Below are 15511 nucleotides of genomic sequence, written 5' to 3'. Positions count from 1 at the left end.
GTCTAGCGTCCACGGCGCTTGACAAAGCCCTTTGCCTGTAGCGCGCGCAGCAGACTTGCTTCCCCTTCGCCCTGCGTAGCTTCCCAGAAATCGGCCCATAGCCGGTAGGTCTTTGTCGAGCGCACCTGCTCCGCCGGGGCGTTCCCGTATCGTCCTGTCGCGACCGCCCGTGCAGCCTCCTGGACGGCCGCCAGCGCCGACCGCAAGGGGTCATCGGTCCCTTTGGCATTGGTTGGCATCTGTATTGCCGAGCCGTCAGTCTTCACGCCAGAGAGCGCATCCTGCAAAGCCCCTAACCTGGTCGCAGACACTGGCATTCCGGCACTGCGCGCAGCGGCTTCACGCACCAGCCGCTGCGCTTCCTCCAGCCGCCATCCAGGGTCGCGCTCCCTCACCTCATCTTCCACCCGCTGCCGTTCCGCCGCTTCCCGCGCGGGCCCGCAAATCTTGGCATCAATGAAGGCGCGCTCGGCGTCTGACAGCCGCTCGCGCAACGCGGCGGGAATGGCCTCGGTAGCCACCGGAAGGCTGCCAACGTAGGCCTGGCGCGAGTAGCCGTGGGTGTTGCCGGCAGAGCCCTTGGGCACCCAGACGGAGCGGTAGAGAAGGGCGCGGGCTCGGCGGTGTTTGATGTGCATGGTGACGACTCCGGTGACGAGTGATGTCCTGTGTAGCCATCACCGTTCCACACGCCACCGTCGCAGGGTGACCCGGCGTATGGACGCAGCGGTACGAAGCCTGCCAACACGTCGGCACCGGGCCAATACCTCGTGGCATCGGCGTGGGTGCACCACGGAGATACCCATGTCCCCCTGACCGGAGGTCCCCAGCGCGTGCTCCAGGCAGTGCCCGCGACGAGGCCGAGCGACTACTTCGCCGGCTTGCTCTTCAAGGCTTTGGGCAGCGCCGCAGCGGACGCGGACAGGCGGGCTGTGGCCGATGTGTACGCCACGTTGTCTTCGCGCTTGTCGACCGCAAGGACCAGGACAATCAACTGGTCGTCCTCGACGCAGTAGACAAGCCGCACGCCCTGCTTGAGGAGCTTGATTTTGTAGCATCCAGCCAGCGCGCCGTGGAGGGCGCCGCCGGGGACATGCGGACGGTCGAGCCGCTTCGCGAGGGTCTTCTTCAGGTTGACGCGTATCGAGCCGTCGAGTTGGTGCCATTCCTCGAGGGCCTCGGGCATGAAGTGCAGCCGGTATTTGGGCTGGACCTTGCCCTTAGAGGTCGTCAAGGTCGACCTCCACGGCCCGCGACTTGTCCGCAAGCCGGCTGAGCGCCTTGCGATGCAACTCCTGGTCGGCCAGCTCGTCCATCAACGCCTTGAACAGCCGCGGTTCGACCATGTAGAACGCCGCCCGATTGTGGTTGAGCACCGCAACGGGGCGGTTGTTGGCTTCGCGCAGCACGGCGGCCGGATTTTTCTTGAATTCCGACATGCTCACGGTGATGTCGGCAAGGATGGCTTCCATGGTTCGGCTCCAAATAATGAGCCCATTATAGCTACGATAAACGTTCGCATCGAACTCGGGCCATGGCTATTGCGCTGGCCGCCGAGGCCCTTGAAGGGAACGACTCGGAGGGGCGATGGCGAGGACGCAGTCCTTGCCGAAACCGCCACGACTGGCGCGCGCAGTGCCAACCTGCCACCCCATGCTCCGCGATGACATGGATGTCCGTCCGCAGCGCCATCGCCTCATCTGCGCTCAAACGGGCGCTCTGGGCATCGATAGAATTCACGGCATGAACTGACCCCACCACCGCGGGCGCAACGCCCGCCGACCTCGCTTACGGACTGCACGACAGGGGTCGTGCGTCCGCACCAAACGAGGTCACCATGTACACCAGTCAGTTCAAAGCAATCGTCCACCTGCTCGCAAGCGGCGCCTACATTGAGCAAGTCTCCGAAGTGCCCCTCAGCTACCGCATCTACCACGAGCGTGACTCGGCGCCCATTTCAGGCGGGCTGGTTCAGCAACTGCTGACAAGCAGGGTCATCAAGCGGAGTTGCAGGGTCAGTGGGCGGATGCGGTACGTCGGTCCATAGCAGCGGTGAGGCGGTGGCACGTTTTTGGAAGTGCCACTGCGTCACTGCGCGCATGCAATCCCGTTCACTGCAGCGGCCATAATTTGATTGGCTCTTTTCAGTTATGCCTGTGCGGGCGGCTTGGCTGCGCGAGATGCTGCAGTGAATCGCATCGATGTCGTGTGGCGATGCTCAAGTCCGCGTGCCGACTCTGTGAGTCACTGCCGCATCGGTGGCCGGCATTTGCGCTCAGTTAGGCTCCTTGCGGCACAGGCAGTAAATGAACTTCTGAACGGCGCCAGCCGGCGTGTAATGCTCCTCGCGTTCCTGCTTCAGCAGTGTGAACGGAGTACCGAACTCTGCCTGTAGCCCATCTGCGCTGTAGCGCATGACCGGCAAACCACTGCATTTCTCTGGCCCGTCTTCGGCAAACATTGCCACGATAACGTGGCCGCCCTGCTTGACTGCGCGCAGCACAGCCTGGACGTAGGCCTCGCGCTCCTCGCGCGTGGTGAGGAAGTGGAGGACGGCCCGGTCGTGCCAGACGGCGTAGGCGTGTCGCGGAAGTTCGACCTTCGTGATGTCGCCGACAAGCCAGGTGACCTCACTTGCTGGTGCACCAAGGCGGTCCCTGGCCGTGGATAACGCGGCTTCGGACAGGTAAGCACGGCGAGGTTTGAATAGCCATCGCTGAGCAGGTCGTCGACTAGCGTCGAGGCGCCTCCGCCAACGTCAATGATGACCGCGCCCTCGCCACAACGGTCTTGTGCATGAGTTGAACGGATTGGTGAGCATGCTCCTGGAACCAACTGACGCCGGTCGCAGCCTTGGTCGTGTAGACCTGCTCCCAGTGCTCCTTGGATTGCATATAAACCCCTTCCTCAAGTGTCGGCGCTGATATGACTTGCGAGAATATATGAGTCCTGTATCGTCCGTGGAGTCATGAAGGAATGGACGGCGCATCCGTCAATCGAGATAAAGGTCCGGGGCGCGCTGATTTCCCATGGATTTCTTGTAACGCGTAACCGCGCGAAACTGTGCACGGTGTACATGGTGATAGCGAAGAGAACCACCACGTGATACCTACGGTGGCAGCACTGCTGGCACGAGCGCCGATAGACCTGTGGGCACTCTCGCCATCGACCACCACGTCGCCAGGCATGCCCCGGTAGGCTTACAGCTGACTGCTCTGCACAGGCCGAGGTCCTTGGCCGTCGTTGCCGGGCCTCCCCGGGGCCTTATCAAGAGGTAAAACATCCCAGACCAGCATCACCTTTGAATCCATCCTGACCTGCCCGTAGTGCGGCTCCGCCACGGTCCAGCGTTCAGACGACCTGCAACTCCGAAACGGCCGTCCGGGCCATCGCGCCGTTGACGTACACAGCGCTTTGAATGGTGTACACCCCTTGCGGAACTCCTTGTGGGAGTGTGAGCGAGAAGTCCGATTGGAACGCGCCCGCGCTAGCGCTCGCAGACGGTGTCTTGCGAACACTCTTGAGCAACTTGGCGTCCGGTCCGTACAAAGCAATTATCTGTTCCACTACGGGAGGTCTATGGTCTTGCCCCTCTGCGACTTCGATGTAAGAAACAAGGTTCGTTTCCCCACCGCCTCGAACCGTCGCTGAGGGTTCTAATTTCGTCTCATACCGCGTTAGCGTGGCGTGCTCGGGAAGGGTACCGTTTTGCGCCTGCCATTCCTGGTCGACCTGTTGAGCCGTCTTAACTTGTCGTGCATGGTAATTGACCGCCATGCACGCAGCGCTTGCCAGAAGCCCTCCTGCGGCCGCTCCCGCCGCCCGGTCATGGCTGCCACCCAAGAGTGCTCCGACCAAGGCTCCACCGAGAGCTGCCGCAATTGGATTGCAAGTTTGCACATTGCCAGTGTTTTTGCCCACCTGCGTGGCCGGATTCATTGCACATGCCCCCAGTGAGAGCGCTAACGCAAGGGATACAACTTTGGCTGAGCGTTTCATGTTTGTTATTGAATTTGAATGTTATGCAATGCCTGGGCTTGAGCCGCCTCCGCCGCCTGTTTCAACTGGATGGCGACGGTATTATTGGGGCTTATGCTAAGCGCATTCTTCGCGTCGGTAATTGCACAAGAGTACTGCTTGTTGTTAAAACACATCCGACCGTCGGCCAGAATTCGCTGCACGACCACGACAATTCGGCTATTACCGATGGCGGGGCTTGGAGGCGCTGCATTCGCGACGGCCTGCGCATTATCTGTGCTAGGTGGAATGTTGTCGAATTGCGCCAGCACGGTGGACACAATAGCTCGATACCCGGGACTCATTGCCGTATCCAGGGTTTTTTGAAGCGCCCTTCTTGTGTAATCGCGATTCGAACTGAAATGTACGGCCAACTTCAGCGCTGCTATACCTTCGTTCGAGTTAATCGATGAGAGTGCCTCCGCGAGATTGGCCCAGGCCGAAGTGCGTGTAGGAACGGCCTCCAAAACTGTAGCCAGTTCACTTACCGCATCTTGCGGGCGTAGGGCCTTGATGAGGGCGTAGGCGTAGTTGTTGCGTACCTCAATATCCGAAGGGTCGGCGTGCAGGCCCTGCTCAAATGCGCTCACTGCGGCGCCTGTATTGCCTCGCTGAAGTGCTGCCAGCCCCATTCGGTTCGCTGCTCTGCTCGACGACCTATCGCCTGATGGAGCGACACGAGGATTAGCCGCCATTGCTGCAACGTCCGCGTCCACGGCCTGCCAGTTCCCCATGGCCGCCTCACTAAGCAAATGTGCGACACGGTGGTCAGCCGGGGTGGGCGATTGTTGCGATAAAGCTGCGGTTTGGGCCGGTATTGCCGCAAGGGCTGGCGTTTGTGCTTGCGATGGTGCGCTTGCTGGGGTAGCCACCTGTGCAGGAACCGAGGCGACTGCGAGTGCCTGGGCCTGCAAGGGTGTCGATGAGGAGGCGGCCTCCTGCACTGGCTGCGCAGGCACCTTCGGGACCGCCGACGCGGAAGCTCCGCTCGCCTTGTCGATAGCAGATGAACTGGCGCTGGTGGCCGAAGAAACTTCCTCCGTATCGGCAGCCGCGACTTGAGCTGATGCCGATGAACTGGCGTTGGCGGACGAGTACGCTGTACTCGCATCGGCTACTGTGTCTTGAGTTGAAGAAGCCGTCCCCAAGGACGTCATTGACCCAAGGAACGGTAGACCCCCAAGCAAAAGGGCAAGCACCGGGACGACTACCCCATCCATTGAGGTATTGGCGAGCAAGCTTTTTCCAGGGCGTCGCACCGATTCTGCGAGCTTCTGCTGCTCCTCCGTCGACATGCCGGCCGTATTTGCGGTGGTGGTCCTCTTGCTTGCCAGCAACGCCTGACGCAGCGCTCGCGAGTGCCCGAGGATGGCACTTCGTCGCATAATGCTGAACAGAAGAGCAAGCGCCAAGGAAGCTGCCGGCCACATCCACGCCGCATCTAACTTTCCGACTGCGAATGCCGATGAGATGGCAGCGACGCCCAACGGAAGGTACCCGAGTTTCAGTGAATTTTTACGTTTTTTGTCGACCGGTAGCGCATCCGCACGGATTTTCGCAACATTATTTCCGGACACCCACACATGGTAGGCCTTAGCCTCGAATTCGTAGACAGCGTGACAAATCGGAAGCAGCGCACTGATGCATTCCTTGTTGATTTCTGCCGTCCAATGCCAGTCCTTTTGCCGGTCGCCTTGCGCATGCTGCTCGACACTGTTATCAATGAGGCTGTTAATTTGCGGCCTTGCTCGATGCTTATAGATATCGGCCTCGGAGGCCGCGAAATCCTCAAGCTCAACCCCCGTTATGAAGGATGCGTCAAATTCGACGATTCCATCCTTAACGCTGCCTTCCACAAGGTCGGTCGCGGGAACCGTTGCATCAAGTAATCGCTTTCCACCGTATGCGACAACAGAAAAATTACCGCTGTCGGTTCCGCTGGCCGGCCTCCAGTCGGTTACGGTTTTTGTCTTCGTAACAGGGACGTGTGTGGTCCTTCCGTTTTCCCTCCTTTCCTCTATAATAGTGTATTGCTCTTTCCGGTCGTAGCCAAACGATGCGGTCCATTTTGCCTCAAAATCGCCCGTAAAAATGTAGGCAGGCACATAGAAGCTTTCCGTTTTTGTAAAGGTCGCGTGCTCAAGAAGATTATCCGGCGTCAGGTCCCCACTAGCCAGATGTTCATAGACCGCATCTACCAAATCGGTCCGACTGACAGATAAAGGAAGAATGGCTTTGACCTGTCCTGGAGTCTCCTTCTCTGATGATTTCGGAATTTCCGTCACAGCCCCGCAATAAGGGCATTTCAGGGAGCGCTCTCTTGCCGAGTATTCCAAGCTTGCGCCACACCCGTGGCATTTCAATTTTCCCTCAGTAGCTCCACTCATTCGTCTTTCCCTTTATCGCCCATCACCCGAAACTGCGGGCGCGCTGCAACGCTTGCTCTCGCGTCAAAAGCAACTCATCTACTTGCCCTATCAGCGCCTTCACCTCATCAGGCGCCCGCGCGGGGACTCCTCTTATCTCGTCAATCAGCGCGGTGATTCTCTTGTTCTCCGGTGGCGTTATGCCAACCTTTTCGTTCGAGGCGAACCGCACGCGTTCCGCCAGGGACTCAAGTTCCGACTCCAGTTCGGTAGACGAAAATCGCATCGCGGCAATCTTTAGGCTTCCCACCCAATTCGCACGGTCGTCCAACTCGGCCCGTCGAATCTGCCCCGCTGCTACCTCTACGATTTGAGTTGCTCCCCGCATCGACGCTGCCGCCGCCAATAAAACGCCAAGCCACACAATGCCTGCTGCCCAAGCGAAGTGAACCCGCCCGCTCAATGAAAAGAAAAGAGCGAAGGCGGCGATGACTAGCAGCAAAACCCAAAGGGCACTGATGGGCCCAATGAGCCATATGGCTAAAGCGTCACCACCCGCGGGGTTGGCGGGGCGTCTCGGGAAAAACGCTGGAGCCGCAAAGGTACAGACAACGGTACCGCTCGCAGCCACTGATGACGCATTCCAGAGCGTGCCCGGCACGAGCACCGCCAAGATTCCCCCGGCCGTCAAACTTACGACGATACTCGCCGCAGCAAACCAGCCTCCGCTACGCATATACCTCCAAACCCCACTTATCGAGCGGGCATTTTTATCAGTTGTCAATTGCCCAAAATCCGTCGCTTTTCTTCAGCAAATTCCTCCTCAGTGAGCAACCCCTCAGCACGCATCGCGGCAAATTCGCGAATCAGACGTATACGCTCCGCGGGGTCGGTGCCACCCTTTTGCACGAACCCGCCCGCAGCGTTCGCTATCGGACTTGATGTTGGAGGCTGCGGTGCCGTGTGTGGCTGAACTTGAACTGCCATCTGGCTGAAGGCTTGGCCGAGTGCTGGAGCCGCTGCAAGACCCATACCCAAGCCAACACCGGCGTTCATCAAGGTTCCGGAGTTTCCCTCGTTTCCTGCCGCTGTTTGCATGACGTCGAAGCTTCGTTCCTGTTGGTAGGTAAACCCAACAATGCCCATTTCGGCGCGTTTGGCCAATGCCGCTTTCAGGCTCCGTACGGCTGGGTCATCTTCGGGAACATTGATGGAGTGGACATTGAATTGCGCGAGCCCTACCCCATACTCACCAACCTCTGCCTCAAGGGATTTTCGCAGCCCTTTTGATAATGGCTCCAATTGGGTCGATATTTCTAGTACCGAGAGGCCATGCTTAACAATAAGAGAGGCGATTTCCGTCTTGATGCGTGTAATAAATACACCGCGAAAATATTCGGAAAGCGTATCAACATCGAAGCCAGTGACAGTACCCACCAGCTTAAGCAAGAAGCGCTTAGAGTCAACAATTCGAATGCCATACTGCCCAAATGCTCTGACCGGCACCATGACTTGAAAACGAGGGTCCTGTAGCTGTATAGGGTCAGGTGTGCCCCATTTAACATCCAAATTCGTTAACCTATTGACAAACCAGACTTCGGCAGTAAAAGGGGAGCGACCACCGAATGGCAGGCCCAGTAGGCCTCGGAGGCCGGGCAAATTTTCTGTGGTCAGCGTATGCCGACCAGCACCAAAGGGACCGTCGTAGACGCCGCCGCGAACGACGAATGCCTCCTGAGATTCATTGACAATAAGTTGCGTCCATGTCGACAATTCTTGGCTTGGGTACTTCCAAGCCAACACCTGTGGGGTCCCCTCCCATTTGACTAGGTCAATGATGGCCATCGATTACGCCGGGCTGTGATTATTGCGGCAAATGTATCATTGCTCTAGCGCTTGCGAATACCAGTCCATCAAGAGAATATTGTAAAATAATGTAATCTATGTGCAAATAGCGGATGCGTTCGTTAACCAGACATGGGCATCAAGGCCGGTCAAAAGCGCTGGCGCTGTTCGCGTTATCGGTTGATTTCGGTACCATCTCGCTCTCGACACGAGGGGGTGAGCATGCGAAGCACGGCCTTCCAGCGGTTGCTGGAGTCCATGGACAAGCTGTCCATGGCGCAGATTGAGCGCCTCAGCGATGCGCTGAAGGCCGCCCGCTCAAGGCGAGCTGGCCTGGAGGTGCTGGAGAAGGCGCGCCCCGTGGCGTGCCGCCACTGTGGCAGCGTCAAGGTGGTTCGCAACGGGCACCGCGGCGAACTGCAGCGCTACCTCTGTCGCGACTGCGGCAAGGCATCCAATGCCGCGACGGGCACTCCCTTGGCGCGACTGCGCCGACGTGAGACCTTCGAGGCCTACGCCAGATGCTTAGCCAAAGGCTTCACGGTTCGGCAGGCTGCCAAGGCGTGCTCGGTCTCCGTCAGCACGGCACACCGTTGGCGCTTGCGCTTCCTGGAGAACGTCGTCGAGCATCAGCCCAAGGCCCTGAGCGGGCTCTTGGAGGTCGACGAGACGTACTTCCGTATCTCACACAAGGGCTCAAGGAGCCTTCCGCGTCCGCCGAGGCATCGAGGAGGCGGGGAAGGCACCGGGTCAGGGCGCAAGGCCAGTGAGTGGGCGCCTGTATTGGTGGGGCGCCTGCGCGGGCAGATGTACACGACCGACAAGCTGCTGACCCGCGTGACGGCCGCAGAGGTGACGCGTGCGCTGCGCGACGTCGTGCGGCGCGGGCAGACGGTCGTGTGTACCGACGGAGGCTCAGCGTTCCTGAGCCTAGAGAAAGACCTCGGGGTGCCGGCCAAGAGCCTGGTCGTCGGCTTCGATGGCCACGTCATGGACGGCGTCTACCACGTGCAGTCGGCCAACAGCCATCACGAGCGACTCAAGACTTGGGTCAATCGCAAGCTACGCGGCGTGGCGACCAAGAACCTGCCCCTCTACTTGGCGTGGATGCGCCTGCGCACCTGGGGCGCCGAGCCTCGTGACATCCTCGCCTCGGCTCTCGGAAAGCAGGTCATCAACCTCTAACGCGAACAGCGCCAAAGCGCTTTAGAAAGGTTGGGGAGGACTAGGCGTTTTTGAGGACATGCATCTGTGGCGCCAGCAGGTCGTCCACATTGTTAGCTTGGCTAAGCCTTATCGAACCGAGTTGCCGACAATTTCATGAGTACTAGGGGTGACAATGGCATCGTCCTTGGTGGCCGCGCATGGCGTATAGGCGAATTTGGCAGGGTTTAGGTGGGGGCATCTCAGGGTCGACACCCGAGTCAGGTCTGGGACCACCGCGTAACTCCTCTAACAGCCTTCGTAGCTCTTGCGCGGTCGGCCAAACACGCGCCGACCCTGCTCGCGGCGCCTAGTGTTCGGCGTTCGCCCTGGACAGCGTCGGGTCCTCGCGACCTAAACTCCTCGACCATGAAGCCGGCAATACTCAAGCACGACCACAAGAACGAGTTGCATGCCGCGACGCAGGCAAGGTTGGCTCGCATGCTTGCCACGGCGAAGAGCCTGCACGAGCAGGGGCGCCTGCGGACGGTGCCCCGGCCTGCCGGCGTCTCATTGCCTGCGGTGGAACCCCTGCGGATGAGAACCAAAGCATGAGCGAGCCGGACTGCGACCAAGAGTACCCTGCCGTGGCCGAGACCGTCAGAGGCATGTCCGCAGACGAGCTGCGAGAACTCGTCGAGGAGGCTCGGGCGTCGGAGCTGTGTCGGCTGCTGGGGGATGCGTCCCGCGGTGGCGGCTTGGCACGAGCGTAACCTCTCCTCCGCCCTCCCGACGACCCCGACTTAGCGCTCTACTCGTGCATCGGTGAAATACCCCGGTGACACCGATGCGGGCAACGCTCGTCCATGACACTCAACAACCCGGTGTCGACTCGCCGGCGTAACCGACGGCACCCTCACCATTGACGAGCACATCACCAAGCGCGCCCAGCTCGATGGCACCACAGGCCATCACATTGACGGGCCCGCAAGCGGTCGACTCTGCGTCCACATGACCGCCTGTCGGGATGCGTGGTCTCCACGCCTACGCCGCCGCCGTCTGTCGAACGCTCCACTACTTCACACTAGCGAGGATTTCCTTGAGCTGCTGCGGGTTGGGCGGCCCCACCATCATCATCGCGTCGCCCTGCTTGTTGCGGTAGAGCAAGGTGGGCACACCCGGAGACTTGGTGGCTTCGAGCAAGGCATTGTTGGCATTGAGAATGGCGCTGCTGCTGGGCGACGCCTTGGTCGCCGGAGTGATGCCGCCACCTTTTCCGTTGGAACCCTTGCCATAGGTGTTCTCGTTCTCGTGGAACGCCGCAAGGCGGTTGGGCGCCTGCAGAATGGCCGCCCCCTTGGTCACGCTGCTAGGGGTGAGCACGGCCACCGGCACCCAGCGGAATTCCAGACCGTCCTTTCCGACTTCGGAGCGCAGCGCGGTGTACAGCTCATGGCAATACGGGCAGTTGGCGTCGAAAAAGATATACAGCACACGCGCCCCCTTGCCTTCGGTAATGACTGTGGCCTTCCCCATGTCGGCGAGCACCTCCACGGCATCGGGGTTTTGCGTTTGCTGCGCAATGGCCAGTGGAGCAATGCCGATGAGGCTGGCGCCAAGGGCAGCGGCGCATGCGGCGCGCAACAGAGTGCGTCGATAGGGATTCATCGGTGTAGTTCCTCGTTGCCAGAAAGCCATTTGCACCGCAGTATGCCGCAAGCCTTGGGGGTTTGCTCGGCGCTGGCCTCGGCCGTGCATCCCATTGACGCGGTCTTGGCCTGCGCCCGAGGCATGCCTGTCACAGCGGCAGCTTCATGCTCCTTTTTCTTCGACCTTTGTGACCTTGCCGGAGTTCGACAACAGCACCCTAGAATCGCAGCATGAACTGACCCCAAAACCGCGGGCGCAATGCCCGCAGACCTCGACTTGGAACGTACGACATGGAGCTCGTGCGTTCGCGAAAAGTTGAGGTCAACATGCACATCAAGAAGCCGGCTTCCACCCCGGTTCACAATTGGGTCGGCACGGCGGGTCAAAATTGCATCGACGCTCACACTGCAACCTTGTTTGGTGGTCCACGCACCCAGGTAATCGTCAGCTCGCCCGAGCGCCACGCGACTGTGCAGTAGGCTGGGCCATTGGAGCAATCATCGCAATCACCCGCGGCCGGGAACCCGAAGGTCTGCAATCAAGAACACCACTGCGACTTCCAGGTGGTCGGCGCGATAGGTCGACATATAGCCGCTTATTTCGCAATTAGGAGGTCCAAGAGGTTCGCAGTGGAGGAATGTGAGGCCTGAAGGAACCTCATGTTCGAGCATGTGCCTGACGTAATCGAGGAGAGGCTTGAGCTCCCTCGCATAGGAGTAGGTGACATGGAAGTAGATGTCACAGACTCCGTATGAGAACAGCTTGTCGAAGTGCTTCTTGGTTTCAGTCCGGTCGAGCCCGGAGCAGACGAGCGCCTCGTAGATGGCGATTTCCTGACCAGATACCCGAATGACAGCGTCTCGCTTCCCGGGGTTAGCGTTTGAAGTTGCTCCACCAAGTGACTGGTCAGCCACATCCCACTTGGCTACGGCAAGCCGAGCTCCCAGCACCTCTCGCACGGCGGTGTTGAGGTCGTCTTCAAATTTCGCTTCGTCCTCTGGGTTTTTCCTGTCGCGTAGCATTACCGACATGTGCTGGAGCGCGGCGACGGCACGCGAGACCTCCCGCACAAGATACCCTTGTAACCCACCACCGGGCGGGCCAAGTACGTCGCCGACTTGGGGACTTGGAAGCTCTGCCAACTTCTGCAGTGCAACCCTGATGGACGAAATCTCGTCCACAGCAACCGATGCCGAAGCGACGCTGGACGTCGCGACACCGGCTTGAAGGTCTTTCTTGACCGCAACCAGTCGGTCGTCAGGGCCGAACTCTGTGATGGCCGCGTCCAGTATCGCCATCGCCTCGCCGCGAGACCCCATTTCCTTCCTAGCAAGCGCGGCGATGAGTTCCAGGTCCGGGCTTCGCGCTTCATGACGGCGCGCAGCCAGACTCTCCAAGGCTTCAACTGGTCTTTGCAGTGCCAACAAGAGCAGCGCGCGGTTGGCGAGCAAAGTACTGATGGCTACCTTCTCGTTCGCGCCGACCGCAGCATCGATTTCAGCAAGCAAACCCTCGCCGGTCACCTTGTCCTCACCGGTTAGCGGATGCAGGGTGGGGCCTAGAAGCTGTTGGATGGCAGTCGCAAAGAGGTTCTCCTTGTACGCAGAAGCCGCGCCGGGACGCGCTGCAAGCCTTTGGAGCACGACCCGGGCGCCTGCCAAATTGCCGTTCGGGCGCAACAGTTGGGAGGTAGCCTTGTAGAAGTCAAGTTGGTCCTGCGCTTGCTGCGTCGTTAACACGTCCAGGTTCGACGGAACGGTAGCGCCATCGAGGGCGGGCCAGTTCTTCTCCTTCAGAAACAGCCGTAGCCCGAGGCTAAAAAGGCCAAGTCGGAACTGCGACGGCGCGCGCCCCAAGTCCTGCGCAGTTTCATCCAAATGCTCGCGGGCAAGCCCGTATTCGCCGGCGGCCAACAAGCACTCGATGCGGTGCTGCAGCTCGGGCCAGGTCCAAAGCGTTGAAGCCTCTCCTGGCTTCAGCTGCCACAACCTCGCTTGGATGCCAGTCTTCGCCGCAGCAGGCAAGTGCTGGCAAAGCTCGGCAAGTAGCACCGGGTCATCGGACTGGGCAAGCGCCTGCAACATCGCTTCCTGGTGAGTGCCATCTAGCCTGCGCCATGCTGCCGCTAGGTCTTGTGCCGGCGAGCCCTCCTCACGTGCAAGAAAGAGGCTTGGGCTGTACCTGTCTGTGAGAGCGCCGATGCGCCCCTTCTCAGCGTGCTCAATAGCGCTGCGCGAAACGAGCGCTTGCAATGCGTCGGCGAGTTCCGCAGGCACGGCCCCGTTGGGCCAACCGGCCATGGCGCGTGCGAGCAACCGCACGTGCTCTCTCAGAGTGCGGGCAATGGTAGAGCGCTGAGACAGCTTGTCTTCGTCCGGCACTTCTCTCAGCAGCCTTGCGCTATCAAATGGGACTAGCAGCGCGTCTCGCTCGGGCGCGGCTTGCGCGAATGCCGTTGCGACAAGTCGTGCAGCCAGTTCTGGGGACAAACTGCCTGCATCAGTCCAGTCCAAGTTCAGGTCGCGCGCAAACTTGGTATATAGAGCGACGATAGCGGAAGCGTCGGCAGCCCGCGCGCTCGGAAGGCATCCCAGTCCGTCAAGCACACCCGCAAATTGCGCGCGGGGCATGTTGTTCTCATAGGCCGCCTGCTCAACGAGGTGCTGCAGAACCACAGACTGAACTTCTTCCTTTTCCCTTGCGACCAGCCCGAGAAGCTGACGGCCGATGGGCCTCCTGGCATCGGCGACCGCCCTCCCGCGACCAGAGCCATCGGCGTAGCACCAAGTCACCAGTGACGCGCACTCCTCGAGGTCAAGCGTGCGCCCGACCAGGTGGTATGCCAGAAGCGATAGCGCGTCTTGGACTGCGAACGTCTTGGTCTGACCTTCACGGGCCAAATTGCGGTCACTATCTGGCCCACCTCCCTGGCGCCACTCAATGACCAACCTAGCGGCCAGGCAGGCGACGAGCGGGTGCAGCAGCATGTCGACCAAAAGAGATGGAACGGCTTTGACCCGGAACAGAAGCTGCTGCAATGCCATCGGATGACCGGCTGCAAACGAGAGAACCGTCCCTGCCTTGGCCGAGATACCGGGACCAATACCCGTCGTATCGAGCTCAGCACAAAGCAGACTCAATGCAAAGCTCACGGTGCTCGGGCTAATGAGCCGTTCCATCATGAGGTGCTCGACCTCAAGGCTTGCCAGCCAGTCCACCCGAGAAACCAGTGTCCGTGGTGGCGCCGTCCTTGGAATCCTGGCAAACCGCAGTCGGTCCAGCGGAATTGCGAATGTCTTTTCGAGCACGTCCGCGTAGCTCGCGGCATCGTTGTCCCAGTTACCCCACAGTGCCTGGCGTTTCAAGACTCGATGGGCGGCCTCACGGCAGTACTGCATTTGAGTGGGGCCCCAGCCGATGTCCCACCTGCCAGCGCAGCCGAGGGCGTTACACCACGCAGACCATTCGAGAAAGGCTCTGTCGGCATCTCGCGTGTCCGCTTCTATCGCCTCTGGCAAGCCATAGGCCTCACCCGTGGCGGCAGACGCTGCCTCGGTCTTGTTCCCACTGTCATCCTCGGCTCTAGCTAGAGGATGCGGGCACAATCGCTCCCAAAGTCGGCCCCCAACCCATTCGGGGTCCCTGGTGGGGATGCGCTGGGCTAGCCACTCTTCAGGCGCTATCCTGGCGGCAAGGGCCTTGGCGCTTGTGGGGGGCGGTGTGTCCTCTCTTGCGACGAGCCGTACCTTGCTGAGCCCCTCCAGAAACGACTTCGTGCTCGGACCTGGGTAAGTGATGTGCGAGGACGTGCCTAGAGGCGAACTCTGCATAATCCAGCGGCCGCCGTCGAAAAAAACCCATCCCATGCGGACGAGGTCGTTGAAAGTCGGGCCGCCTTCTGCAATGCGTTGCTCCGACTCGTCCCAGGTCTTGGCAACGTCCTCAGCGCCACCCGGATACTCCAATCGGTAGTGCTCGCACAGGTCAAGGAGGCTCAGCTCGTCGACCATGCCATCCGAACCTACGATGAGCCGTGGATGACGCGACCGCGACAACCAGCGCTCGAATAGTTGCCCCAGTTCGTGACGCACTTTCAGCGGCGCCCCCATACCTTCGAGCGGCCATACCTGCTCGTATCCCGACACGACATCCCCTCGCTGATACCGCAGCCGTGCATGCTACGCGGTACTGTGGTCGCCACGCTGTGAGTGGACCAGCGCCAACCTGTTCACGCGGCTGGCACAACCGCTCTTTTCAACAAACGGTCCTACGTCAGCCAAGGCGTAGTGGTCATCGGGGAGCTCAAATCGCCAGTCCCGCTGTTCACGACTAAGCGCGGAAGACGGCTTGAATGTCCAAGAGAAGGCTTCGCACAGTCAACCGGTCCATCTAGAATCACCCTATGAACTGACCCTACGCGGGCACCTCGCCCGCAGACCTCAACTTGAAGCGCACGACACAGGGTTCGTGCGCCTGCAAAAAGTTGAGGT

At 60.0% G+C, this 15511-nt stretch carries 12 protein-coding genes and 1 pseudogene; 2 read left to right on the top strand and 11 right to left on the bottom strand.

What is annotated here, in order from left to right; translation table 11 throughout:
- Window positions 1-2: 2 nt before the first annotated feature.
- The 3 genes from THIX_RS06100 to THIX_RS06090 all read right to left on the bottom strand — a co-directional run bounded on the left by THIX_RS06100 (window position 3) and on the right by THIX_RS06090 (window position 1472).
- Entirely contained in the window at window positions 3-638 is a 636-nt protein-coding gene (locus tag THIX_RS06100; RefSeq protein ID WP_112485507.1) for a hypothetical protein, read from the bottom strand.
- 230 nt (window positions 639-868) lie between these two features.
- Window positions 869-1234 carry a type II toxin-antitoxin system RelE/ParE family toxin gene (locus THIX_RS06095; RefSeq protein ID WP_233224424.1) on the bottom strand — a complete coding sequence of 122 codons (366 nt, stop codon included), beginning with the start codon at window positions 1232-1234 and terminating at the stop codon, window positions 869-871.
- A complete protein-coding gene (locus THIX_RS06090) occupies window positions 1221-1472 on the bottom strand; it encodes a type II toxin-antitoxin system Phd/YefM family antitoxin (protein WP_094161857.1) in 252 nt (83 codons plus the stop codon). The genes THIX_RS06095 and THIX_RS06090 overlap by 14 nt, the downstream gene beginning before the upstream one ends.
- Before the next feature lie 365 nt (window positions 1473-1837).
- On the opposite strand from THIX_RS06090, the gene THIX_RS23990 reads away from it, so the two are divergent.
- Window positions 1838-2047 (top strand): hypothetical protein, encoded by a 210-nt coding sequence (locus THIX_RS23990; protein WP_112485506.1) that lies wholly within the window; start codon window positions 1838-1840, stop codon window positions 2045-2047.
- Window positions 2048-2275: 228 nt separating this feature from the next.
- On the opposite strand, the gene THIX_RS24765 is transcribed toward THIX_RS23990, so the two are convergent.
- The 6 genes and pseudogenes from THIX_RS24765 to THIX_RS06060 all read right to left on the bottom strand — a co-directional run bounded on the left by THIX_RS24765 (window position 2276) and on the right by THIX_RS06060 (window position 8228).
- The gene (locus tag THIX_RS24765; RefSeq protein ID WP_371412879.1) at window positions 2276-2503 is read right to left on the bottom strand and encodes a hypothetical protein; all 228 of its coding nucleotides are present in this window, start codon (window positions 2501-2503) and stop codon (window positions 2276-2278) included.
- A gap of 21 nt (window positions 2504-2524) precedes the next feature.
- Window positions 2525-2686 (bottom strand): annotated as a pseudogene (locus THIX_RS24760) (SAM-dependent methyltransferase); the annotation flags it as partial.
- 665 nt (window positions 2687-3351) lie between these two features.
- A complete protein-coding gene (locus THIX_RS06075) occupies window positions 3352-3999 on the bottom strand; it encodes a hypothetical protein (RefSeq protein WP_146748463.1) in 648 nt (215 codons plus the stop codon).
- Between the two features lie 5 nt (window positions 4000-4004).
- On the bottom strand, window positions 4005-6353 hold the full coding sequence (locus tag THIX_RS06070; RefSeq protein ID WP_158540818.1) for a tetratricopeptide repeat protein: 2349 nt from the start codon (window positions 6351-6353) through the stop codon (window positions 4005-4007).
- Between the two features lie 73 nt (window positions 6354-6426).
- On the bottom strand, window positions 6427-7056 hold the full coding sequence (locus THIX_RS06065) for a hypothetical protein (RefSeq protein ID WP_233224423.1): 630 nt from the start codon (window positions 7054-7056) through the stop codon (window positions 6427-6429).
- Window positions 7057-7163: 107 nt separating this feature from the next.
- Window positions 7164-8228 (bottom strand): SPFH domain-containing protein, encoded by a 1065-nt coding sequence (locus THIX_RS06060; protein ID WP_112485502.1) that lies wholly within the window; start codon window positions 8226-8228, stop codon window positions 7164-7166.
- 222 nt (window positions 8229-8450) lie between these two features.
- On the opposite strand from THIX_RS06060, the gene THIX_RS06055 reads away from it, so the two are divergent.
- The gene (locus THIX_RS06055) at window positions 8451-9413 is read left to right on the top strand and encodes an IS1595 family transposase (RefSeq protein WP_112488203.1); all 963 of its coding nucleotides are present in this window, start codon (window positions 8451-8453) and stop codon (window positions 9411-9413) included.
- A gap of 1032 nt (window positions 9414-10445) precedes the next feature.
- Here the strand turns inward: THIX_RS06055 and THIX_RS06040 are convergent.
- Window positions 10446-11039 carry a thioredoxin fold domain-containing protein gene (locus THIX_RS06040; protein ID WP_112485500.1) on the bottom strand — a complete coding sequence of 198 codons (594 nt, stop codon included), beginning with the start codon at window positions 11037-11039 and terminating at the stop codon, window positions 10446-10448.
- A gap of 488 nt (window positions 11040-11527) precedes the next feature.
- Entirely contained in the window at window positions 11528-15166 is a 3639-nt protein-coding gene (locus THIX_RS06030; RefSeq protein ID WP_146748460.1) for a hypothetical protein, read from the bottom strand.
- Window positions 15167-15511 lie beyond the last annotated feature (345 nt).

This window comes from Thiomonas sp. X19 (assembly GCF_900089495.1).
GTDB lineage: Bacteria > Pseudomonadota > Gammaproteobacteria > Burkholderiales > Burkholderiaceae_C > Thiomonas_A.
This window is presented reverse-complemented; position numbering and strand designations above follow the sequence as displayed.